The 22770-nt window shown below is 62.2% G+C and carries 20 protein-coding genes and 2 pseudogenes; 3 read left to right on the forward strand and 19 right to left on the reverse strand.

The window, feature by feature from the left end; translation table 11 throughout:
* Positions 1–14: 14 nt before the first annotated feature.
* Positions 15–575 carry a heme-binding protein gene (locus ACZ5B4_RS13310; protein WP_464911721.1) on the reverse strand — a complete coding sequence of 187 codons (561 nt, stop codon included), beginning with the start codon at positions 573–575 and terminating at the stop codon, positions 15–17.
* Between the two features lie 466 nt (positions 576–1041).
* A complete protein-coding gene (locus tag ACZ5B4_RS13315; RefSeq protein ID WP_464911722.1) occupies positions 1042–1614 on the reverse strand; it encodes a fasciclin domain-containing protein in 573 nt (190 codons plus the stop codon).
* Between the two features lie 290 nt (positions 1615–1904).
* On the opposite strand from ACZ5B4_RS13315, the pseudogene ACZ5B4_RS13320 reads away from it, so the two are divergent.
* Positions 1905–2021: pseudogene (locus ACZ5B4_RS13320) on the forward strand (helix-turn-helix domain-containing protein); the annotation flags it as partial.
* 30 nt (positions 2022–2051) lie between these two features.
* On the forward strand, positions 2052–2813 hold the full coding sequence (locus ACZ5B4_RS13325) for a cobalamin B12-binding domain-containing protein (RefSeq protein WP_464914025.1): 762 nt from the start codon (positions 2052–2054) through the stop codon (positions 2811–2813).
* Positions 2814–3557: 744 nt separating this feature from the next.
* On the opposite strand, the gene ACZ5B4_RS13330 is transcribed toward ACZ5B4_RS13325, so the two are convergent.
* From ACZ5B4_RS13330 to ACZ5B4_RS13340, 3 genes are all read right to left on the reverse strand, one after another.
* Positions 3558–5777 (reverse strand): CE1 family esterase, encoded by a 2220-nt coding sequence (locus tag ACZ5B4_RS13330; protein ID WP_464911723.1) that lies wholly within the window; start codon positions 5775–5777, stop codon positions 3558–3560.
* 1358 nt (positions 5778–7135) lie between these two features.
* Complete coding sequence (locus tag ACZ5B4_RS13335) at positions 7136–8029, reverse strand: RHS repeat-associated core domain-containing protein (RefSeq protein WP_464911724.1); 894 nt, start codon at positions 8027–8029, stop codon at positions 7136–7138.
* 1402 nt (positions 8030–9431) lie between these two features.
* Positions 9432–9767: a hypothetical protein gene (locus ACZ5B4_RS13340; RefSeq protein WP_464914026.1), complete on the reverse strand. Its 336-nt coding sequence runs from the start codon at positions 9765–9767 to the stop codon at positions 9432–9434.
* Positions 9768–9802: 35 nt separating this feature from the next.
* On the opposite strand from ACZ5B4_RS13340, the gene ACZ5B4_RS13345 reads away from it, so the two are divergent.
* Entirely contained in the window at positions 9803–9976 is a 174-nt protein-coding gene (locus ACZ5B4_RS13345; RefSeq protein WP_464914045.1) for a hypothetical protein, read from the forward strand.
* A gap of 55 nt (positions 9977–10031) precedes the next feature.
* Here ACZ5B4_RS13345 and ACZ5B4_RS13350 read toward each other — a convergent pair.
* From ACZ5B4_RS13350 to ACZ5B4_RS13415, 14 genes and pseudogenes are all read right to left on the reverse strand, one after another.
* Positions 10032–10415 (reverse strand): annotated as a pseudogene (locus ACZ5B4_RS13350) (RHS repeat-associated core domain-containing protein); the annotation flags it as partial.
* 1693 nt (positions 10416–12108) lie between these two features.
* Complete coding sequence (locus tag ACZ5B4_RS13355) at positions 12109–13173, reverse strand: RHS repeat-associated core domain-containing protein (protein WP_464911725.1); 1065 nt, start codon at positions 13171–13173, stop codon at positions 12109–12111.
* Between the two features lie 365 nt (positions 13174–13538).
* A complete protein-coding gene (locus tag ACZ5B4_RS13360) occupies positions 13539–14312 on the reverse strand; it encodes a hypothetical protein (RefSeq protein WP_464911726.1) in 774 nt (257 codons plus the stop codon).
* Positions 14300–14881 (reverse strand): RHS repeat-associated core domain-containing protein, encoded by a 582-nt coding sequence (locus ACZ5B4_RS13365; RefSeq protein WP_464914027.1) that lies wholly within the window; start codon positions 14879–14881, stop codon positions 14300–14302. The genes ACZ5B4_RS13360 and ACZ5B4_RS13365 overlap by 13 nt, the downstream gene beginning before the upstream one ends.
* Before the next feature lie 198 nt (positions 14882–15079).
* Positions 15080–15661, reverse strand: coding sequence for a molybdenum cofactor guanylyltransferase (gene mobA / locus ACZ5B4_RS13370; protein ID WP_464911727.1), 582 nt, complete (start codon positions 15659–15661; stop codon positions 15080–15082).
* Positions 15658–16689, reverse strand: coding sequence for a bifunctional molybdenum cofactor biosynthesis protein MoaC/MoaB (gene moaCB / locus ACZ5B4_RS13375; protein ID WP_464911728.1), 1032 nt, complete (start codon positions 16687–16689; stop codon positions 15658–15660). The genes mobA and moaCB overlap by 4 nt, the downstream gene beginning before the upstream one ends.
* Positions 16682–17905, reverse strand: coding sequence for a molybdopterin molybdotransferase MoeA (locus ACZ5B4_RS13380; RefSeq protein ID WP_464911729.1), 1224 nt, complete (start codon positions 17903–17905; stop codon positions 16682–16684). Before ACZ5B4_RS13380 ends, moaCB begins: the two co-directional genes overlap by 8 nt.
* Positions 17902–18312 carry a molybdopterin synthase catalytic subunit gene (locus ACZ5B4_RS13385; protein WP_464911730.1) on the reverse strand — a complete coding sequence of 137 codons (411 nt, stop codon included), beginning with the start codon at positions 18310–18312 and terminating at the stop codon, positions 17902–17904. The genes ACZ5B4_RS13380 and ACZ5B4_RS13385 overlap by 4 nt, the downstream gene beginning before the upstream one ends.
* Entirely contained in the window at positions 18309–18560 is a 252-nt protein-coding gene (locus ACZ5B4_RS13390; RefSeq protein ID WP_464911731.1) for a MoaD/ThiS family protein, read from the reverse strand. The genes ACZ5B4_RS13385 and ACZ5B4_RS13390 overlap by 4 nt, the downstream gene beginning before the upstream one ends.
* Positions 18560–18919, reverse strand: coding sequence for a carboxymuconolactone decarboxylase family protein (locus ACZ5B4_RS13395; protein ID WP_464911732.1), 360 nt, complete (start codon positions 18917–18919; stop codon positions 18560–18562). The genes ACZ5B4_RS13390 and ACZ5B4_RS13395 overlap by 1 nt, the downstream gene beginning before the upstream one ends.
* A 4-nt stretch (positions 18920–18923) precedes the next feature.
* Positions 18924–19877: a GTP 3',8-cyclase MoaA gene (moaA, locus tag ACZ5B4_RS13400; protein WP_464911733.1), complete on the reverse strand. Its 954-nt coding sequence runs from the start codon at positions 19875–19877 to the stop codon at positions 18924–18926.
* A gap of 253 nt (positions 19878–20130) precedes the next feature.
* The gene (locus ACZ5B4_RS13405; RefSeq protein WP_464911734.1) at positions 20131–20766 is read right to left on the reverse strand and encodes a molecular chaperone TorD family protein; all 636 of its coding nucleotides are present in this window, start codon (positions 20764–20766) and stop codon (positions 20131–20133) included.
* Positions 20763–21629, reverse strand: a complete 867-nt coding sequence (locus tag ACZ5B4_RS13410) for an ethylbenzene dehydrogenase-related protein (RefSeq protein ID WP_464911735.1) — start codon at positions 21627–21629, stop codon at positions 20763–20765. The genes ACZ5B4_RS13405 and ACZ5B4_RS13410 overlap by 4 nt, the downstream gene beginning before the upstream one ends.
* Before the next feature lie 12 nt (positions 21630–21641).
* A complete protein-coding gene (locus ACZ5B4_RS13415) occupies positions 21642–22769 on the reverse strand; it encodes a 4Fe-4S dicluster domain-containing protein (protein WP_464911736.1) in 1128 nt (375 codons plus the stop codon).
* Between the last annotated feature and the right edge of the window lies 1 nt (position 22770).

Here is a 22770-nt window from a genome sequence, read left to right on the forward strand (position 1 = left end):
GCCGCTCGCTGTTTTCAGCCGCAATCCTTTTTCTCTCGAACGGGAATCTGATATTCCCAATAGGCTGCGTCCCGCGGTACGAACGGGCTATTATACCCCAGCACTCGCGGAGGTCCTATCGGCTCATAGCGATCCGCATGCTTTTGGAGCCATTGGCCGACCCGTTTTTTGGCGTTTTCCAAATCATCGCCTGCCATCGACCCACGCACGCCCGTGCTTACGACCACGGCTGCCGGCTCATCGCGGACGTCGACGGAGCCGTCGCTGCCCGTCTGACCTTGGTCGGGACCTTCATATAAAAAGGCCATCAAGACCGGACGAGGACTATCCGGAGCATACCGCATTTCAACCGGGGCCGTCATCTCGACGCCGTTTTTCTTAATGTGTGCGAAGAGCCGCCAAAAAGCTGCCGAGCCGTTCTCGGTAACGGCCGCCCGATAGACGGGATAATGTTTAATCTCCACTTCACCAACCGGGGTGGGCGCCGGAAACCCTTCCGGAAGGTCGGCCTCCGCCCGAGGCACGAAACGCAGGTCGCGAACGATCGCCCGAACCGACTCGGTTACACTCTCCATGTTCGACGATGCTCCCTTATTTCCGGCAAGACTCTGCCGGATATCGCGAAGCCGGTCGGCCACGTAAGAATCGGGCGGCAGTATGGAAGCGGCCTCATCGACGGCCCGGACTAAACACGACGTTAAAGCCGCGCGATCCTCGCCGAGGTCGGAGCCGAGCGAAGACTCGAGCAAGTCGGCCGCGTTTCGATATTTGTCTCGGTTTGGATGTTGCGGAAATTCAGCCGCGGTCGCCATTAGCCGATTCACAACTAAAATCATGACGGAACTAATCGCCAACAGCATTACACCGTACAACAATCGCATGTTAAAAGTCCTTTCCGCAAACGTTCGGAACCGATATAACGAAGAGCTCCGGAGGCTTGAGCGATACTCTGCGACGGGCAACCCAACTCAAGCTCTCCGGAGCGAGGAAGATTGACCGGACCGACGCGTTTGCATCGCGTCAGTACCGGCGGATATTGGGTCAGGAAGCGGACGCCGGGCATGCAGCGGTCGAGGCCGATTTGGCTTTACCTTGGTCGGCCTTGTTTTCCGACTTTTCCGGCGGCAGGATCACGCTGTCGATGACGTGAATGACACCGTTCGATGCCCGGACGTCCGTGGTCACAACCTTAGCGTCGTTGATCATGACGCCCTTATCGGTGACCTTGATGTGGATCGGGGCGCCCTGCACCGTCTTGAGGTGCTTGGACTCGACGACCTTCGCGGCAGGGTACTCGCCCGCGACCACGTGGTACGTCAGGATCGCCGTCAGCTTGGCCTTGTCCTTCAGCAAGGCCTCGACGGTGCCATTGGGCAACTTGGCAAAGGCCTCGTCCGTCGGGGCAAAGACCGTAAACGGCCCCTTACCCTTGAGCGTCTCCACCAACCCGGCGGCCTCCAGGGCGGCGGCCAGCGTCTTGAACGACCCGGCCTCGACGGCGACATCGACGATGTCTTTTTGGGCAGCTTCCTCCGCCGCGCTCGATCGAGCAAGTCCGATCAGAGAGGCAGTAAGGACCAACGAGCACAGAGAGACGTAACCGAACCGACGCATCTCGACACCTCCTCGCAATGAGCGAAAGGACACACTCTTCGCGACGACACCCGTGTGCCGCCGCCGACCTGAACGTTTTTATCTCGTTCAAATCGTTCGCAGCATTCTAGGCACACCGGAGCCGCCGGGCAAGGGCTGATTTCGCTTTTCTCGAATTTTCCTTCGATTCACGTGCAATTTCCCCGTCACAATCGCCGATTCGCAATGGCGTAACGCCTTGCGCAAGGCTACAATAAGAGGAAAAGGTAGACGGCCCCGGATCCCCGAAATCGTTCAACCCGTTCATTGCGATGACCGCCTATTTGTCCCCTAAGCAGTTGGCTCTCGCTTCCGGAATCAGCGAATCAACCGTGAAGCGGTGGTGCGATCGCGGGCTGCTACCGTTCGTTCGAACGCCGGGCGGGCACCGCAGAATCGCTCTCGGCGAGGCTCTTCGTGTGCTCCGCGACCAGAATACGCCGCTTTTGCATCCGGAACTGCTGGGCCTGCCTGCGCTCTCGACAAAGGCAACGAAAACGCTGCAACAGGCCGCCGAGGAACTGACGGCCGCCTTGCTTGCAGCCGACGCGGATCGGTGTCGCGTGCTCCTCCTGGAACTGTGGCGGCTGCGGTTCTCTCCGGCCGAAATCGGCGACAAAGTCGTCGCGCCGGCCTTTGAACGCATCGGCCAAGATTGGGAATGTGGAAAGCTCGAGGTCTATCAAGAACGGGCCGCCTGCAACCTGATGAGCGAGATCCTGGCGGAATTGGACCGGCTGCTCCCCGAGTCACGGCCCGATCAGCCCTTGGCGGTCGGCGGATCACTCAGTCATGACCATTATCGTCTCGCATCGCAACTGGTACGCCTCGTCTTCCGGGAAAAAGGTTGGCAGGCGATGCACCTTGGGGCCGATCTCCCGAGCGAAACGCTGGTCCGCGCCATCCATGACCTCAAGCCGGATATCTTCTGGGTCAGTATCTCCTACTCGGCCTCCGTCGATGATTTGATCGCTGCCTTCCGGAAACTGTTTGAAGCGGCCAAGGAAGAAGGCGCCCTGTTGGTGGTCGGCGGGCGAGAGATCGATGAGTCGCTACGGCGGCAGCTCCACTATTCCTTTTTTTGCCAAGACTTAATGCACCTCAGCATGTTACTGGACACGCTCCCGGCACAGCGACGTCCAAGTCCCGCCGGCCTTCCTTCGCCGGACACTGCCGCCTGACTCGGCCCATCATGCCGGGCATTCCGCGAAAACGCCCCGGCGAACACCCTGTTTTCCCCGCACGCATGTGATCGCCGCAGTCGACTCAGGCGCACTCCGATCGTTCACAGCGCACAAGAGTGTAAGAGTGTATAGGGATACGCGTTACAACGCAACGGTTCGGAACACCGCGCCAATTCTCAGGACTATTCGCACAAGACGCGACTATCATCTTATATATGGACCATACAGTGCGTCCGCACGTAGCCCTTCTGTTATGAATCCGGCGATGAGTCTAACGTCGTGCCGCCGCCGGTTGCTGGAACGCGACTCCGCCGTCTCGCAAGCAAAAGAGGCCCTTGTTGCAGGCTCCCACGTTAGGCAGGAGCTCTTGCGGATTTTAGACGCGCAACCCCTCGTCCGCGGTGCGATTCTACAGACAGTACAGGGAACCATCCCACGGAATATATACTTATGAAAGATGCTCCCCCGAATCAGCGCGACTGCTCCTTCTCCATCTGGGAGAGGGCTGTGATGAGGGTTCGTTCTCGCCTCCCCCGATCCCTTAACCAAGGGGGAGCGGGAGACGGATGGAATTAGCTATGCCGTCTTCGGAATTTGCGACGAAAGATCTGATACCTCTAGCGTCGCAACGGCCGGCGCGCAGGAGCCACACCTAGACCACCTGCCGGAGACTACGGCAATTAGGGATCACAGTCACTAACCTCAGACGATGCAACGGAGATACGAGTTAGCGCTGTACTATCAGTTACCGTCCTCCGTGAATAACTCAATGCGATAGAGAGCCAACCGCGGCAGCGAGCGAGCGCCCGCCCACTGTCCGATTGGTTTCCCCCGAGTCTGATCCACCGCCGGGCCATCTTCAGGAAAGGCCTGGCTGTAGAATACCCAGACGCGATTTCCTGAGATCAACACTTCCGGCTCGGACACGCGCGCCGTAAGAGCAGGCGCGATCCGCCACTGCCGAACCGGGTCGGCTTCCAGATCCGCCAACCAGATTTCACCAGGTTGCCGGAATGTTGTATCAAAGAAATCCCGACCCTGCTCATTTACCTGGTACACTGTGTAGAGCCTTCCCGAAAAAAGAAACGGCTCATGAGATTGAGCGAGGGTGGGCTTGTTGAGTTGACTGCCGTCGGGCGACAGTTGTTTCCACGGCTGAAACGGCCGGTCGTCGGGACCTGAAACGGGGCGGCGATAAAGATGGCTTACTGCCGTCGCGTCGGCGCCGGCAAAGATGTATTCGAAGCTGCCGAAAACCGCCCCGTAAGGGTCGATCTTGCTACAGCCGTCCACGATCAGTTCATGAACGCCGCGATCCGGCCTAGCAGCATCGAAGCCGCGCGTTTCCACCTTACCGCCTTTCGTGAAACCGTATGTCAAAAGCGGACGATGACGCATCCAGCGAGCGAAACCCGTATCCATGGGCGCAAAGCCCAACCACGGCGTTTCCTGTCGTTCGATGGTGTGGATCGACTTCGGATCGGCAAGATCCAGGTACTGGAGTTCGACCCAGGAGTTGCCGTTCATCCGGGTGCCGGCTCCTGGTGTCTTTTCATTCTGGATGAAGAATACGAAACCGCCCGACCGGTCTGCGAGGTCCGTGGGATAGATCGCCCGCCGCCGAACATCGGGAGGTACCGGCAATGGAACCACCTTGCCCTCACGGGGCCCCAGCGGGCGAACCATATAGAGATTGCCCTGGCGGTCCGAGCCCACGTAGTATGCACCCTCGGCGTCATATCCGGGATTTGCACGCGCCCACGAGGTTGACTCAAAGGCCCGAAAACCGCGGCCATCCGGCGGAATCAGGTCCCCGGTGTCCGGATCGACGCCGCAGTGCCAGACGATCCCGTTTATCGGCCGCTCGTCCGTGCCTTCGAACCAAACCATGTAGCGCCCATCTGCCGTGAACTCGACGTTCAAATAATTCGCGTTCGGATCGCCGACGCGCTCGATGCGCCCCTGCGAGAACTTTCGGCCGGCGTCAGCCCTGTTCGGACCCTCAGCAGTAGCAAGTGTGTGCCGATTGAAGAAGGCCCACACCTCCTCCATGGCGTTAATATCACGATTCTTGGGCCCCAATAGCGCCGGGCGATCGGGTGTCTGACCGCCCGGAAGATTGTGACCGCCGCCGACAATCCGATAGAGCACCACCTCCAGTGGCTCTTGCGGTTTCCGATAGATCTCCACTTCTACTCTTGATCGATCGCCCGCGACCCTATCTTCTAGGCTCTTTTTCTCCGGCGTTTGCGGCAGACCTGCGGCTCGCACCCAATACCGGACCGTATCGGCAGTGGACAGGACCTGCCCAAACTCCCTGCCCAGCACCCGGACAGGTCCGCCGTCCCACGGCATCATCGGATCCGCCGTCCCGTTCATGATCAGCACTGGAATCGGGCGGACCGGTCTTTGGTCTGCCAGGTTTGCGGGAAGGTTGGCAATAATAGCGGCAACGGCACTCAGCCGATTCCCCAACGCGATCCCCAACCGATAGGCCATCATGCCGCCATTCGACAGACCCACGACGTAAATGCGGCGAGGGTCGGCGTTTCCAGATCGAATCAGCTCATCAAGAATGGCGGAGATGAATCCGACATCGTCCACTTCGGTATTGTCTCCCCCACGGCGGAATGACTTTCCGCGGCCGTCGTTCCATTGCCCATCAGCGCCATACGGATAAACTACAATGAAGCCCTCCCTATCGGCGATCGCGTTCATACCGGTTCGTTTTGCCATCTCTTCCGCATCGGCGCCGCCGCCACCGTGCAACACGAAGACGACGGGTTTCCTACCCTTCGCCACGAGGCTACGCGGAAAATGGACGGAATACGTCCGCTCCGTGCCATCCAGAGAAATCGTGTGACGCTCAAGTGGCGGATGCTCCTGTCCTGCGGCCGGAGCCATGAACAGGGGACCAGTGAGGGCAAGGGCGACCGCAAGTCTTGCGAGTTGTTGCATCATGTGACTCTGCTAATGATCCGCCCGCCGCTTGGAACCAACTGTCTCACCCCGCGACCACCGCTCGTTCCAATCTGAAGGAGCTGTCATGCTTGGTGTGCCGCGTTATCCTCAGCCCGTGCCGCCGGCCCGTTTAAAAAAAGAGCAGTCTTTGGGGCGCCGCTAGTGGTCGGGCGAATGTCGCATAATGGGCGGCAGGGCGCTAATAGGAGCGAACCCGACCAGGCTCACGACCGAATAGAAAGCCCTCTAATTGTGAATCTACGCGCGCCCCACATGATAAACAACACCGCACCCCGCCTGGAATCCTCCCGGCATCCCAATCCTGGCCGAAACACGCAGCAGGGCAACCCCAGCGGCAGCCGGTCACACAACCGCGTTGAGGTCGAAAGATCCGGCGTCTCCTCGCCCGGCGGGACGCCCGGAAAGCCCCCAACGACGGATTGTCGCCGCAAGCGGCTATCGGCACTAAAGATACGGCGCGAGTCCGGCCCTCTTCGCACCGATTCGCATCGGTTCGCACGGTTGCGGGCCGCAAAGATCACGGTACAGCGGATCGAACGGTCTTCGGAATTCGATAGGCACCACGGAGAGACACCGCGCCCCCAAGAATTGCGTTGCGGCCCACCAGGCCAGGTTGTGTCCGCAGAGCGAGGCAGATTCGAAATGGCGCGCGAAATCGGCCGTGGCGATGTCAACCAAAATGATAGTTCTGATTGCGTATGACGGATGGGACACTGTGATTCGCCCCTCCCCCCCGGGAAAGGGCGGCGAGCGCCAGCGAGAGGGGTGAGGGACACATCCACCGCCGGGCCGCGAACTAAACGCGACCCATGCTGTGCACGTTCACCAGTCATCCCTGGCGCGTTTTGCAAGGACACATCCGCGCGAACCAATCCACCTATTCCAAATGGTATAGGCAGCTGCCCCTTCGTCTCTGCTTGTCCCTCGGCGGCAAGGTCCGACGCGGCTGTGAATCTGTGATTCGAGAAGGTGGCGGCCACAGGTGAGCACTGCTGGACAAGCCAGCAGTGCTCACCGCCCAGTTCATCGCTCCGGTGGCTCACGGTCGCCTGTCTCTTGTTGCTGGCGCATCTTCCTTCGGGCGCGATACTCCTTCGATGCGAAGGGAATATACACCAACAGGAACAACGCAAACGAAGGAATAACACTCAGCGCTGCCAGGGAGGCGCCGGCTTGTGCTTGAATAAGGGATACGATCAGGAAGATGCCAGCCGCACCGCATGTGGTCAATACGTCGAAGCCACCGCACATGGACCGCGAGAGAAACCACCCCGGCACTCGACCAGGCTGAACACGCAGGAGAATGTGCAGGAGAGACCACTGATCCGGTGTATGGTCTAGCTTTTGGTTAGACATCGCTCTATGCAAGCACCTATGAGACAACAATCGTACCCACCTTCGATTAACAACACGGCGACACCGACTCTGCCTGCAATTCTCACGCCCAAGGTGACATTCTTCGACGCGCCACCCCGGATGCACTGCCGGACCCAGTAGTTGGTAGTTGTCGATTGTCCAGGCAAGACTATCCCTTTGGGGACCGGTGGCCTGAGCGCAACGCCAGTTCCAGCGATGGCAATTTGCACCTTGGCAGGGAGACTGTTTTGTTCGATGCAGCAGGCGATGCAGTCCAGTCCCGTCAACGATTGCCAAGGAACGCGCTCGCACAAGGAAGGCGCAGGATTATCCGGTCCCGCGCCGACCACGTTCCATTGTCCGGTCCAAGATGCAGTGACCAAGGGATCGTCAGACGTGCAGGCAGCGCTACAGCAGTTCGATGCCAGCCCTGTGCAATCGACCGTCACCGACTGATATGTCGTCCAACCCTGGAAGCCGCCATAGCGTACATACTTGCACTCGCAGGAAATTGGCACAAGCCCGGTTGGATCACTACGCGTGAGAGGATTGTCGTCCACGTACTCGTACAGGTTCATCCCGCCTCTATAGCCAATCGGGTCCTCGCTCAGCCAGCGGCCTACCGCTGCGTCGTACCAGCGGTTCAAGTTGTTCTGTAGCCCGGTGTCCTCGTCAAACGGCCGGGCAGTGTACAAAAACAGGCTGTCTACCGTGGGATCCGTCTCGCTGGTCACGTTGCCGAATGCGTCGTAGACCAGGTGGTTGACCACAGTGATAGTATCCGTGCCGGGGTCGTACTTGGCGATGTCCCGCACCGTGTTCAGGTGGTCCGTCAACGTCCAGGCTACCAAATCCGCCGTGCCGCCGTCAATCAAAATGATGGCGGCAATTTCGTGTGACAGACGGAACGCTGTGGTTCGCCCTCTCCCGCGGGGAGAGGGTGGCGAGCGCAAGCGAGCCGGGTGAGGGGCACAGCCGCGGCCGGGCCCTAGGGCTGCCGGTGCGGCAACGTCCTACGCGAGCGTGCATACCAGAGGCCCGAAGGTCGAGGTAGAGTGCCCACACGAGCGATCAGCCCCCGGAACCGCACTTGCTCTTTGTCGAGCCCGGCGGCGGGTAGTGCGGCCTACGTGAACCAATCAGCCGCCCTATTTGCGAACAGCTTCTTCCCTGGGAATATCGCCTCTTTCCATCGCCTTGTGTCGTGCATCTCTAATGAGTTCTCCCTTGATGACTGCAATCGTCCCACCCAGTATGACATACAAAGCCGGAAGCGCAAGCAGGAATGCCGGCCACCATCGGCGGCGGAACATACATGCTATGGAAACAACCGCACAAGCCGCACCAACGAGCACAATTAGCGTTACAGCGACGGTCATACGAAGTCCCCCGGAACGTTTGCTTTGCACAAGGTGTGGGGCGGTCAGGCGCGGTCACCGGGCGAGATGCAAACCTCCGGAGGCCGCACTTAACCCAATCCCGAGACCGGCCCAAAGGCACGACCAAAAGCCGCCCGGCGGCGATGTTTGACCCGGCCGTGAATCAGTGAACTTTGGATGGTGTCGTGGGCAAGCCAACACCGGCCGCTATCATTCACCATCAGCAGGTTCAGCCGCGCGGCGCATTCGCGGCGAGCGGCTTTTTGGCCCAATCCGGCGCTGGGCGCGGGTCAGGATGCAATTCATTCAGGTCTATGATTTCGCGGTCGCTCCCTTGGTCGCGCCGATATAACTTTCCGTGCTGGGCGAATATCAAGCAACCAGCATGGTCTCGACCCGACCAATCGGCACCGTCCACTTCCGCACTTGAACGGTGGTATTCTGCCCTGCCGTAGATAACCTCGATTCCCTGTACAGGATGATCCGGGTGTGTCTCCACAGGCATGTTGGCGCGAAGGATCAGCCTCCGATTGTCTACGAACCGCCCACCGCCGCCATAGGTTGTCCCCCAGGGCCAAAGCGTGAGAGCATGAAGCCAGGGTGCCCGGCTAACCGCAGTCCATGAATCGGTATAACCGGGCCGGTACGCCCCACCGTGGCAAAAGCAGAGCGCGAGTTCGCCGTCCGGTGAAAGATCGCACCGTTCTTCGTAGATTCTGCCGTGAAACCAAGCCCCTGGCTCAAAGGTATCATCGTCCATGCGCCATCGTATCAGGTGATACCACTTGCTTGGACCACGCCGCAGAATCAACGCCGTCGGCGCATCACGAGCCAGGATCACGAATAATCGGCAGGGCGGTCTCGGCGTAGGGGCAGGCTGCGATTCCATAGGTTGTCTTCACGCGATTTCCATTCCTCCACCAGGCCAGTTGGGATACGAGCTACCTCCGCAGTTCCACCAATGGTACTTATACTCGCACATGTCGCGGTGGTAAGCTGCCCATTTACGCTGGTATTGATGCCCCTCATCCCCGCCACGGAAGCACTTCGTATCCAAATTGTACCGAGCATTGAAACAGTCGTTCCACGCTTCCCTCCTTCTGTCCAGCTCGGCGCAACTCACGAACAGAGTGTTGCCAGTACATACCGGCGGCGGCGGAGACTTGCACTTGTCAACAACTTCCTGGCGCAGCCGGTGGTACTCAGCTTCCGAGCAGTCTCCCGGCGGGCACATCTCTTCTCCCGGTGGTTTGGGCGTTCCGGGCTGGAATGGTCCTGGTTGCGGTGGGGCATCTGGAAGCGGCGGGTAGTCAGGACGCGGAGAAGGAAAAGGAAAAGGCGGCGGTAGTGGCGGCTTCGGCCCCAAAATCGGGTTGGTTGGTGGGAGCGGACGGATTGGTGGGACCGGACGAACCGGCACAGGGATGGGACGAATGGGCATAGGAATCGGTGTTGGACGCAAACACGCTGTGCATGGTCCTATCCACAATCCGAGCGGATCAACGAAATCAACCGGTCCATTGCCCGCGTACCGGTACAGATTCTCATCACCCGCATTGAAGCCTATCGGGTCCTCGCTCAGCCACCTTCCGACGGCCGGGTCGTACCAGCGGTTGAGATTGTTTTGCAGGCCCGTGTCGGCGTCAAAGGGTCGGGCGGTGAAGAGAAAGAGGCTGTCCACCGCCGGGTTGCTCTCCGACGTCACCTTGCCGAAGGCGTCATAGACCAGGTGGTTGACCACGGTCGTGGTCCCCGTCTGCGGGTCGTACTTGGCGATGTCCCGCACCGTGTTCAGGTGGTCCGCCAACGTCCAGGCTACCAAATCCGCCGTGCGGGTGTCAATCAAAATGATGGCTGCAATTCCGTGTGACGGATGGCACACGGTGGTTCGCCCTCTCCTTTTGGGAGAGCGTGGCTAGCGTCAGCGAGCCGGCTGAGGGCAAATCCCACCGCGGGACTCCATAGGTTGCGCTCTCGGAGGTGGTGGAGCTGCATGTCCTGGGGTTAGGAGCCTAAGAGCCAAATGCGGTCACCCGGATCCCTTTCAGCGCCGATCTCTCTCCTGGGGTTGTAGAGCGGCACGCGCCCAGCCGCGCTGTAAATCTCGTCCGGGAACATCTCGGGGGCGCCACGCGTTTACGTAGCGGTGTGTCAGCGGCGCGGTGGGCAAGCGCCCCGTATGCCGCCCGATGCCGTGCCGTGTTGTTACGTGCTCGATAACGATCTCCGTGCGTTCATTACCGCTGCATCATAACCGCGGGAACCCCCGCCGCTGGTGACGGAAAGCCCAGCCAGGGGAGGTACATAGAACTCATACTGAAAAACCACGTGACGTCTATGGGCAAGTCCGTGAAGGGGCTACCCTGCGCTTGATCCCGGGGTACATTTATTCGCATTCGGCTTTCAAAGCATTTATTCCCCTTCGGACGCCATGGCGGAAGCTGATGACGCAATTCGCTCTCGACGGGAATGCCCCACCACTCACACTGCATGCGCAGAATACGGGTGCCACCCGATTCTGAGTTAGACAGGTATCTCAAGGCGAAATACGGCGCGGGATCGTTGCCGCCAAAGAAGACCAACCCTACGGCCTCTGGATCCCATTGCAACATCGATAGGGCACGCTTGTCTGCCGTTGCAGTGCGATAGTGCCGCACACCCCACGTGGGCTGTGCCGGATTAACGTATTGCCATTCCGGGAGTGAAGCCGGTAAAGCGCGAGTCGCAGCCCGTTGTGCGCTACGGGCAATAATGACCTTGAGGAGGTCCAAGCTTGTACTGCACACGTACACATCGGGCCGTAAAGCGGCTACCCATCGTAGGTCGGCCTTCGGTGGTTCCTGGCGCTGCCCGCCCCGAATATCGGGTACGGCGGACGGCTCCTGGTTCAGATCCACTTCACCTATCTCCACCCCGCCGGTTGTCTGCACTACGCTTCCCGAAGCCGCCAAAGCTCCCACGAGTCGAGACGCCCTATTATCGCAAAACATGACGATGTCGCACGTTTGCCGGGTACCATCCCTGTCCCAGCAGAGCGCCTTCATGAATAGGGTCGCACTCCGCGGGGAATAGAACGCGTTTATCAACCTGTGCCGAACATCAGGTGGGTAAATGCGCCGATAATAGGCCAGCGGCTCGATGCAGTGCATGGCTACTAGGTCTTCAGGCGGATAGTCCTGCTTCGGATAACAGTACCCTTGCGGCGACGGCAGGAAGGGCGCACCGCCCATGCCTTCGCCGGGCGAGCCACGGCGGAGCTCTGCACGCGGTACGTTGCCCCTCGAGACCAAAATCGTTTCCGTGCTGTCCGGCAGCCACCAGAGAGCCCGATCGATATCCTGCGGCAGTTCGCCTGCCCGGATGTACGACGGAGACTCAGCGGCGCAGGCCGGCTCACGTATCGGGCCTGATACGCAGTCACCGATGGTGGCGACAGAGAAGACGCAAGAGACAAGGCGCAGGACAAGGCACCTTTTGCAGGTCGTAATTCGTTCCATCGGATCAACCTCCATGAGAGCGTGCGCCGTGAAAGAGTTCTGCGACCAGGCGCGCAATGCGACCGACCGGACGTTTCATCATCGTGCGTAAAAAGGGTGGCCCCAGCCAGGTTCGTATGGCCCCCATCCACTGCCTATCATTACTCCCGCACCAGTAAGAATCTCCCATGTGGCGGTGTTGCATGTGTTGGCCTCGCTGCCCAACCACTCGCCACCTGGGCCGAAAATGTAGTATGGCCTCCCGGTTGCTGATTGCCCAACTAGTATCGCCTGGACAATCACGGACTGAGCAAGGCTACACGGATCCACGCTTCCGGGGGTGATTTCGTGGCGTGTTCCGGCGCAGCGCCCTTCTCTCATTACTAGGACCCAACTGGCGCCAGGCAGATTGCCGACACTTGTCGCGATCGGCCCACTTCCCAGGATGGATCCGTTTGGCCCGAGCGTACCGCTAAACGGTCCGCGCGTTAGTTCAATTGCGTACACCGTGTGAACAAGCATTTGCCGATAAACCGGGATAAGCACAGGGAGAAGCGAAATCTGCCCAGGCGTTTCCCAAAGACGCCCACACTCGTCGTAATACGGGGTTGGCGGAACTGCTTGCACCCACTCGAGCCTGCGCTCATAGTGGTCGAGAATGTTACGAACCTCATCTCGCTCCACCTGAATACATGTGTGATTGAATGGCGTTCCAAGCACTGGTGAGGTGTACACGGCGGCGCTACAAGCAAGGCCGGTCGCGTCAGTGAGTAAGAGCACCCCGTTGTGCACATATCGGTACAGGTTCTCATCGCCGGCGGCGAAGCGGATCGGGTCCTCGCTCAGCCAGCGGCCGACGCGCGGGTCGTACCAGCGGTTGAGATTGTTTTGCAGGCGCGTATCGGCGTCAAAGGGTCGGGCGGTGAAGAGAAAGAGGCTGTCCACCGCCGGGTTGCTCTCCGACGTGACGCGGCCGAAGGCGTCATAGACCAGGTGGTTGACCACGGTCGTGGTGCACATCTGCGGGTCGTACTTGGCGATGTCCCGCACCGTGTTCAGGTGGTCCGTCAGCGTCCATTGAACCAGGTCCGCCGTGCCGCCGTCAACTTCTTCCTCGGCCAGAATCTGGTCCACGGCCGGGCCGCACACGGAATGCGCCACCATATCCTTTGTTTCTACCGTAGGTGTCACCGAGCCACATACCCGCCCGCTGCAGGTGGGGGGCGACCCGCTTCGGCGGAAGTTGAGCACAATTTGTGCGTTCCCGCTCATGCCCGACCTCGCTTGCAGCAACGGGGAGAGCGGAGGGGTCCTCTGGTCTTTCTCCCCCGATCACTCTCAGCCGCCTCCGAAGCTTCGGATTCGCCCTTGCACGCCCAATCTTCCCGCCCCGGCTACCTTGCCGCTCCTCTGAATCGGACCCGTTCCCTAACCGGAAATCTCACAACACCTGGTACAAGAATACCGCCAAGCCACTGCCTTATTCGGCCTTAGCTATTTCGCCCTGGTTTGCCATCGCCAAGACCGCGTTACCGGTCCTGCTGCGTTGATGCCCAAGTGTTCACAATCGGAATACTCTTAATTCCTTCCTGCTCCATGACGGCTGCCATTTTCTGGATGATCTGGAAAAGACGTATTATGACGGTGCGACCAAAGGCTAAGATTGGCAAGAATAACAGTGCGGCCATGCCGCCAATGAGTTGATCGCGCCAAGAATACGCTATCGCCACGGTGATCCACGCAACTGCCAGCAGCGTGCCAAACAGCGTCCCAATTACTGTTGCGACCTTTGCACGGCGAACGTTGCACCTAATTGCCTGCTGGATTAACTGGATTTCCGAGGGTAAAAACCGAGCCGCGAAATCTGAGATGCCGTACACATTTCCAGAGCCATCCGGGTTTTCTCTGCCCGTGTCGCGCGGACGCAACCTCTCCTGCCCACGCTGATCCTGCTCACCTCCCGGAGCACAGCGCGAGCCGTGGTGAACAGGCAACCTCCCTAACGACAGGCACTCGTCTATATCAAAGCCTGTCTGCTGAAGCACACTGAGAAGCTTCTGGATGACCCCCTCATAGAAGGTCGCCGTGCCAAGGGAGGCTGCCGCGATCATCCCACCGCCCAGAAACGCCAGCGCAAAGATTGCAAGACCTTCATTCGGAGTGATAACGCTCGCCAACAAGAAGCTCAAGGCTACCGCCGTCGGGCCGATAGCAATCACGAGCACCACTAATCGTCTGAGAAAGAGATTCATGCGCCATGCACGGCGAATTGCCGCTCGTTCCCACGCAGTCAACGGCTCCATAAGTCGACCCCAATAGTGGCAGCAATGCTACTGGCACTTGCTTTGAGCCATTCCAAATCGCGTTTTATCTGATAGAGATATGCTACCGCTGAATGACAACCCGCATCAAGACACACGTCGATACCAGCAACGGTTGTGGCATATGCGGACGTGATCGCTGCTCCGCAGGCGAGAACCTCGGCCGCATCCAGGCCCCCGGCGCCTTCGCCAGGGATGAAAGCGAACGCGCAAATGCCGGACGTAAACCCCCACAAGGCACCTGCCGACGCAACCAGAGACACGCAGACGAATATCTTCCGCCCACTATATGTATTCCCCGCTGGATCGACACTCTGAAGGGGCACATTTGCCGCATAGCGGTACAAATTGCCATCGCCTGCGGCAAACCCGATCGGGTCCTCGCTGACCCAACGGCCGACCGCCGGGTCGTACCAGCGGTTGAGGTTGTTTTGGAGCCGAGTATCTTGGTCGAACGGCCGGGCGGTGAAGAGAAACAGAGATTCCACCGCCGGCTCACGCCGGCGGCTCCCTGTCAACCAACTCCTCCTCCTAAACCGGCGGCTTCCCATCAACCAGCGTTTCGCCGTCAATCAACTATTCCCTATCAACCGCCGACTAACCATCGGTCGGCGGCTCCCGGTTAACCAAAGCTCCTTCTCCACCGGCGGCGCACGCCGGCGGGTCGGGACAAAGTTACCGGCCATCACACGGTTACCGGCTATCAAGCGCGGCTTATGCCGGCGGCTCGTGTTGTCGCGGGCAGATGTTCAATCCGCGCGATCGCCCTCGCGCAAACGTTCCAAATCTTGCGGAGTATTGACCTGCCAGATCCGCGCGCGAAGTTCGGGGCACGACACCTCGCGGACGCGGAGCGATTCCAGTAGCGCGCGTAGGCTGCGTTGGCTCCCTTGGAGCCGGCGTTCAACCTCCCTTAGGCAGCGAGCGGCATAGACGGCGGGGAGCGGCTCCAGGCGTTCGTCGCGGAAGGCGACGGCGTCGCAATCGTCGTCCTGGCGGGGCAGCAAACGTTGCAGCCATTCGGGCTGCAAGCCCGGCGCGTCGCACGGGCAGAGCAGCAACCATGGCTCTCCTTCCCTCAGATCGTAGAGCGCGGCTTGCAATCCTGCCAAAGGTCCCAAGCCGCCGTACCGATCCGAGAGGGTTCGCAAGCCGAGGTCGTCGTATTTGCCGGCCCGGTCCGCCACCGCGGTGATGCGCGAAGCGACGGCCGACGCCGCGTCGGCGACATGCAGAATCAGGGGCCGTTCCCGCCATAAAGCACGCGCCTTGTCCGAGCCGAAGCGGCGGCTGCGACCGCCGGCGAGAATGTACGTGGGCAGGCGGATCATGCGGGCGACTCGCCTTCGCGAGGGCGAACGGAAGGGGCTTCCCGCGCGGAGTGGTCCGTAGCTTCGCCGCGAAGCGTCTTGACGGCGTGGGGCAGGACATCCAGCAGCGCTTCCAGCGATTCGACGGCCCCGGCGCGAGAACCGGGCAAGTTGACCACGAGCGTGGAGCCGATGACGCCCGCCTCGCCGCGCGAAAGATATGCCCGCGGCGTCTTCGCGTAGCAACGCAGGCGGATCAATTCGGTCAAGCCCTCGTGGCGCCGCTCGATGACGTCTCGGGTGGCCTCGGGCGTGACATCGCGAGCGCTGAGGCCGGTACCGCCGGTGGTGAGGATCAGATCGGGCGGAGAGGCGTCGCCGGCCCAGCGGCGGAGCAAGGACGCGATTTGCAGCCGCTCGTCGGGCAGGCAAGCGGCGGCCGTGATCTCCGCGCCCAAGCGGGACCGCAGCATTTCCGCCAAAGCCGGCCCGGAGGTATCGTCGGCCTCGCCGCGCGAGCAGCGGTCGCTGACCGTCAGGACGGCCGCCCGAATGGGCGTCTCCGTTCGCTCCCTGCCGTGCGAGCCGCGGTTGCCGTGCATCCCTCCGGACTTCTCAACCAGCCGGATGTGCTCGATCACCATGCCGCGGTCCACGGCCTTGCCCATGTCGATGACGGTCAAGGCTGCGGCGCTGACGGCGGTCAAAGCCTCCATCTCCACGCCGGTTTTCCAGACGGTGCGGACTTCGGCTAGGATTTCCACGGCCTCGCCCTGCAAGCGGACCTCGACGTTTACGGCGTCGAGGGGAAGCGGATGGCACAAGGGGATCCACTCGGCGGTCCGCTTTGCGGCTTGAATGCCGGCAAGTCGGGCCGTCTCTAGGAGGTTTCCCTTGGTCAGGCGATCGGCTTGAATCGCGTCCGCCAAGGCGCGGCTGATGCGGACGCGGCCTTCGGCGACCGCCCGGCGTGAGGTCCAAGGTTTGGAGCCGACGTCCACCATCCGCGCGGATCCGGCCTCGTCGAAATGAGTCAACCCATCAGTCATCGGCGGCGCTCCAGGAGAAAAAGGGCCAGGCTCCGCCGTCCTCGGCATAGGGGGGAATTTCCACGAATCCGTCGCTCCGGGCGGCGCTGATGAGGTCTCCCGATCCCAGGGTGGGCACGGCCTCGGCTTCGCCGGCCGCGATCCTGCGCACAAGCCGATAGCGGAACAACTCCAGCGGTTTGCCCGCCGATTCGCGCAACCTAACGGCCGGCCGCGGCACTTCCGGGACGGCACATCCGGCGAGGCGGCGCAAGAGGGGGACGGCGATGCGGCGGGCGGTGACCAAGGCGGAGACGGGGTTGCCGGGCAGCCCGACGACGGCCTGACCGTGTGGCCCCAACGCCCCCAGGACCGGCTTACCCGGCCGGATCGGCAACTTATGGAACACGATTTCGCAGCCCATGGCTCGGAGCACGTCGGGCACGAAGTCGTAATTGCCCATCGAAACGCCGCCGGTCAACAGCAGGGCGTCGGCAGCGTCGGCCAGTTCCTCCGCGGCGGCCCGCAGCGCGGCCGGTTCGTCCGGCACATGCCGCGGGCCTTGCAGTTGGATATAAGGCAGGGACGCCAGCATGGCCGCCAAGGCGGGGCCGTTGCTGTCGCGGATTTGCCAAGGCCGCACCTCCGCGTCAGGCCCGCGGACCTCGTTGCCGGTGACCAGGATCGCGACGCGGACGCGGCGATAAACGGTGGGACGGGAGTCGCCGAACGCCGCCAAGGCGCCGATCACGGCGGAAGAGACGGCGGTGCCCGGCCGGACCACGATCTCGCCGGCCTGCCCGTTCTCCCCGCAGCGGCGGATGTGCCGTCCCAATTCCACGGCGAAGGCATCGGGAAGAACGATGGCGTCGGGAAGTTCCTGCACGTCCTCGCGGGGAATGACGGCGTCGCACCCCGGCGGGATGGGCGCCCCCGTGAAAACGCGCAGGACCGCGCCGGACGGCATGGGGGGCGGTGCTCGGCCCGCCGTTACTTCGCCCGCGACGGCAAGTCGTTCCAGGCAGATATCCTCCAGCCGAACGGCATAGCCGTCCATGGCACTGACGTCGCAAGGAGGGCTGGGGCGATCCGTGAGGAGCGGCTCGGCCAGGATGCGGCCCGCCGCCTCTTGCAACGAAACCGTCTCGACCGCGACCGGCGCAAGCCGATCCATCAGGGCCTGCACGGCGTGCGAAGGCGATTCGTAGGCGAACGTCCCGGGCTTCCGCGGGGTCATGCGGTCTCCTCCGCGCTGCCGTCGGCGCCGACGGCGCGTTTCCAAATCGGCACCTCCTGCTTGAGGCGATCGACGTACCACTCCACGGCCTTCAGGGCCTCCGCGCGATGGCGCGCGGCGACGCGAAGGCGGAAGGAGCAGCGGCGGACGGGCACCCGGCCGCGGCTGTGCAGGACCTCCACGCCCAGCAGGGCGAAGCTGGAGGCTGCCTGGTGGGCCAGGCGGAGTAGCTCCGCCCGAGCCATGGGATCGTAGCTCTCGTACTCCAAGGCGGAGATGGGCCGGCCGTTCTCGTCCGGCCGGACGATGCCTTCGAAGGTCAAGATCGCGCCCGCCCCCGGCACCGCCCAAGGTTCGGCGTCGGACAGCGGACCGTCCACGATTTCGGCACGAATCTCGTCGCTCATCCGCCGCTCACCAAGCCGATCACGGCCAGCTCGTCGTTCTGCCCGATGGGATGCGTGGGCGGGACGGCGCGATGATTGACCGCCAACACCGCCGCCGCCAGCATCTCGCGCAACTCGGGATGCCGTTGCGCGAGGAGTTGAAGCACGCGGCCGGCCGTGCGATCTTGCGGCGCGGCGAGTTCCATGGATACCGCCCGGCACCCCGCCTTTTCCGCGTACGGCCCGAACAGCAACACTTCCACTCGCATCAGGACCGATTCCCTTCCTCCCGATCCCGTTGAATCTGCTGCCACGCCCATTGCCAGGCGGCCACGGTCCGCGGGAAACCCACCGTATTCATGGCCAGCAGGACGGCTTGCTCGATCTCCTCCACGCTCGCGCCGTGGGCCAGTGCTCGGCGGACGTGGCTGCGAAAGGCCGATTCCAGGCCCGCCCCCATGCAAATACCCATCTTGACCAGCGCGCAGGTCTTGGCGTCCAAGGGTCCGGCCTTGTCGACGGCCTGGGCCACCTGCTCGTGGGCCGCTCCCAGCTCCGGGAACTTGCGGATGAAATCCTTGAAGGTCTGCGGAACCTTTTCCTTAGCTTCCGGATTCGTACTGCTCATGCACTCAACCTCCCACGGCCGTCATCACGGCGGAACCCAAGGTCGGATGGATCAACGGCTTGGCGCTCCAAGCCTCGTTCAAGAGACGATCGAACTCCTCGGCGTCGAAGCGGGGGCGGACGGCGGCGAAGAACGAACCGCGCGGGCCGTCCATCAGGCAGGGAAAGATGCGGCCGTCGGCGGTCAGCCGCAAACGATCGCAGGAATCGCAAAACGGCACGCTCATGGGGGTGATGAATCCCACCGTAACGGACCGCCCATCCTTCAGGGTCAGGCGATAGTTTCGAGCCGATTCGCGGTGGTGCTGCAACGGTTCCCATTGGGCGACGCCGGGGGCGATGCGTTCCTTCATGGTCTGGGCCGACACGTAGTTGTCCGCCCAACCCGCCGCCGTCGGTCCCATCGGCATCAATTCGATGAAGCGAATCTCGGCCCCAATGGAGGCCGCGAACAAGACCAGATCGAGCAGTTCGCCGTCGTTCCGGCCGGCCAGCACCACGGTATTCAGCCGCAGCGGCCGCAAGCCGGCTTCGAGCGCCGCTTCGATTCCCGCTCGGACGCGATCCAGGGCGTTCAGGCCGGTAATCTGCGCGAAGACTTCGGGTTTCAGGGAATCCAAGGAGACGTTGACGCGATGCAGACCCGCGCGGCGGTATTCGCGCGCTGATCGCGCCAGCATCAGGCCGTTGGTAGTCATCGCCAGGTCGCGGATCCCCGGGATTCGGGCCAATCGCTCGATGATTTCGACCAGATCACTCCGGGCCGTGGGATCGCCGCCCGTCAGACGGACCTTGGTCAGCCCGCGGCGATCGGCCAAATGTCTCACGACGGCTTCGAGCTCGGCGGCGTCGAGCAGGGTTTCGTGGCGCGGCGGCTTGAAGCCCGGCGGACGGCAATACGTGCACCGCATCGAGCAGGCCGACGTCAGCGAGAGACGAAGATATCGAAAAGTCCGCATGATTTGAAAGTTACTCGAGAGCGGCCGGGAAAGGAATCCGGTGAGGCTGCCGTTTCCCGGACGAACAAGGAATCCCGGGAAGGACGCGAACCGTCGTGTCCGCCGTTCCGGTCCCGACGGGGCAGGCCCCGCCGCGAAGGCCGGTGTATGCTCGCACGCCCTCCATCCCTCGGAGCATCGTAAACCGGTCGCGACGGCGTCGCCGGGAAACGACCCAAGCCCGGCCGGACGACCGGATTGTTCGCCAAACGTTTCACCGTTGCCGGACCGCCGGATCAGGGGAAGCGGCATCGTCCGAAGCGGCCCTCGCCGCATCGGTGTCGACCCGTTCCGCCAACCACTCCGCCGCTGCGATCATATAAGGGATGGGGAAAAGCCGCAAGCCTTTGATGACCGCGCCGATAAGGATGCGGAGGTGCTGCGCCGCAAAACGCTCGCCGGCCTGGGCGACGGCCCCGGCGCGGTCGGCCCGGCCGCATGCCAACGCGTACGACTGCTTCATCAATAAGAACGCCGTGAAGTCGGTTTCCACGGCGAGGTGATCGGGCGGCTCGGCGGCGTCGGGCTGATAACCGAAGGCCTGGTAAAACACGGCTAGCTCGGCCAGCAAGGCCCCCGGCGTGACGTGGAGAGCATGGGTGACTTGCCGGAGCGAGACGGGTCCGCCCGGCCCGAAGGTCGAGTGATAAACGGCGGGATCGGCCTCGCTCAGGGCCTGCCGGGCGGCGGCGGTCAGCACGGGGTCCTCGATTTCCCGCGCCAAGGCCGCCGTTTCCCGAGACCATTCCTCGCCGGGCGGCGCGAAGAGGATCGCGGCCAAGCGTCGGCACGCGGCATCGTGAAGCAGTCGCCGGGCGGTGGCATCGATGGCGGCGATGGGGCCTGTCACGGCGATCCTCCCACTCTCAAAGGAATCCACGCGGTTCGCATCTTGCGCGAGCCGACCTCGCCGTGCGAGCCGTCCCACACCGCGAAGGCGATTTGGCCGGGTCGATCGGGAGCGAATCCCCGCCCCGGATCGCGTACGATGACCACGGCCCAGCCCGTTTCCGTACGACGTCCTCGGCCGATCGAACCCTGCGGCCGGACGGTGATCGTGCCCGGCCCCTCCGAGGTGAGGTCTTGGACGGGCGACGACTGCGGTTCCGCGATATCGTTGCCGACGTGCCGCGCGGGGGCGTAGCGCTCCGCCATGTCGCGTTGCGGCGGCGACCCCGGCTCGAGCGATGCGGCCTCGAAGGGATAGTGATCCACCACGGCGTTGGGATAAACGGATCGAATGCCGTGATCCTCCAATTGCAGGTTGCGTTGCCAAACGGCCTTCCAGAGCGTGATCGCCACGGGCCGGCCCGCCTCGCCCATTTGCGGCGCCGGGAGGGTCTCTTCCACGGCTTGAGGAATCTGTACGGCGCAGGCGTCGCTGAAAGCCGCCGCCCCCGCCACGTCATCTTGCGAGGCGTCGTCCCACTCCAGTCGCACCGCCAGGCGCCCGCTCGCGTAGATCGCACGGACGCGCAGTTCCGGCGTGGAGGCCGTCATCTGTCGCGGTTCCACAAGATCCTGCAAGAGCAATGCGGTGCGATACTCGGGGGCGGTCCGCCAAGCCGGATCATCCGGATCGTCGGGCAAGGTGTCCGCCGTGACGACCGCGACCTCGGCGAGGGGGACGGTCGCGGCGGGTTTGCGGCAGCCCCCCGCCGGCACGACCATGAGGCACGCCGAAGCGATGACGCCGATCCATAGAGAACGCATGAGCAACCTCCCTCAGGGGCAATTGGTTCTGGCGACTCCCCGCGCCGCGTCGAAGGCCTCGCGAACGTAAACCGGCTCGCGGAGGGGAACGCGCACGATTTCCCGCTCCTGTTCGTCCGCGCCGGTCACCCAATCGCCGTCCCGCCGCCAGTGAGAAATCCATTGTTCCGTGCAACCGAAAAGCTGGAGCAGGCCGGCCAGGTCGGGGTCGCTCGGCGCGTTGCGGTAGGCGGTCACGGCCGCCCCGGCGCGCGGCCCGAAAAGCTGCTCCAGAAACTTCACCGGGGCATGAACCGGCGGAATGTAGTACACGTTCGGCTCCAAGCCCAATTGCGGGAAGAGCGGGAGCGCCAGTTTGCGAACGTGAACCAAATAGTCGATGGGGTTATCCGGTCGCGCTGCATCGGGCGGCGAAAGGTAGCCCGCCAGGCGAATCTTCCCGATGCAATTCACAAAGCACTGCGGTTGCAGCCCCTGTTCCCGCTTGGGATAGCAAGCGATGCACTTTTCGGAGGTCCCCGTCATGGGGTTGAAGAAGACCTTCTTGTAGGGGCAGGCCTTGACGCACTCGCGATATCCCCGGCAGCGTCCCTGATCGACCAAGACGATGCCGTCCTCGGGGCGTTTGTAGATGGAGCCGCGCGGGCAGGAGGCGAGACAGGCAGGATACGTGCAGTGGTTGCAGATTCGCGGCAGGTAAAAGAACCACGACATGTGCGGCAACTGCATGGCGGCACCGTGCTCGACCGGACCCATGCAATCGTCCTCGCCCACATTGGGGTTGGCATAGTCCAGGTCCCCCGGTCGCCAACCGAGGACGCGCTCACCGGCGGGGGCGGCCTCGAAGATCGTCCGCCCCGTGTAGCGATCACCTTCCCACGACTGCGCCCCCAACGCGGAAAGCAGGTTCACGTCCCATGCCAGGGGATAGCTGCCGTAAGGCTTGGTCTCGACGTTGTTCCAAAGCATATACTCCTGCCCCTTGCCCGAAGTCCACGTGGTCTTGCAGGCCAGGGTGCAGGTCTGACAGGCGATGCACTTGTTGGTGTCGAACACGGCCGCGAATTGCCGCCGGGGCCGCGATTCGGGATACCAATACGACATCGTGCGACCGATTTGCCAATTGTAGACCGGAGCCATG

It is taken from the genome of Thermogutta hypogea (assembly GCF_055386265.1).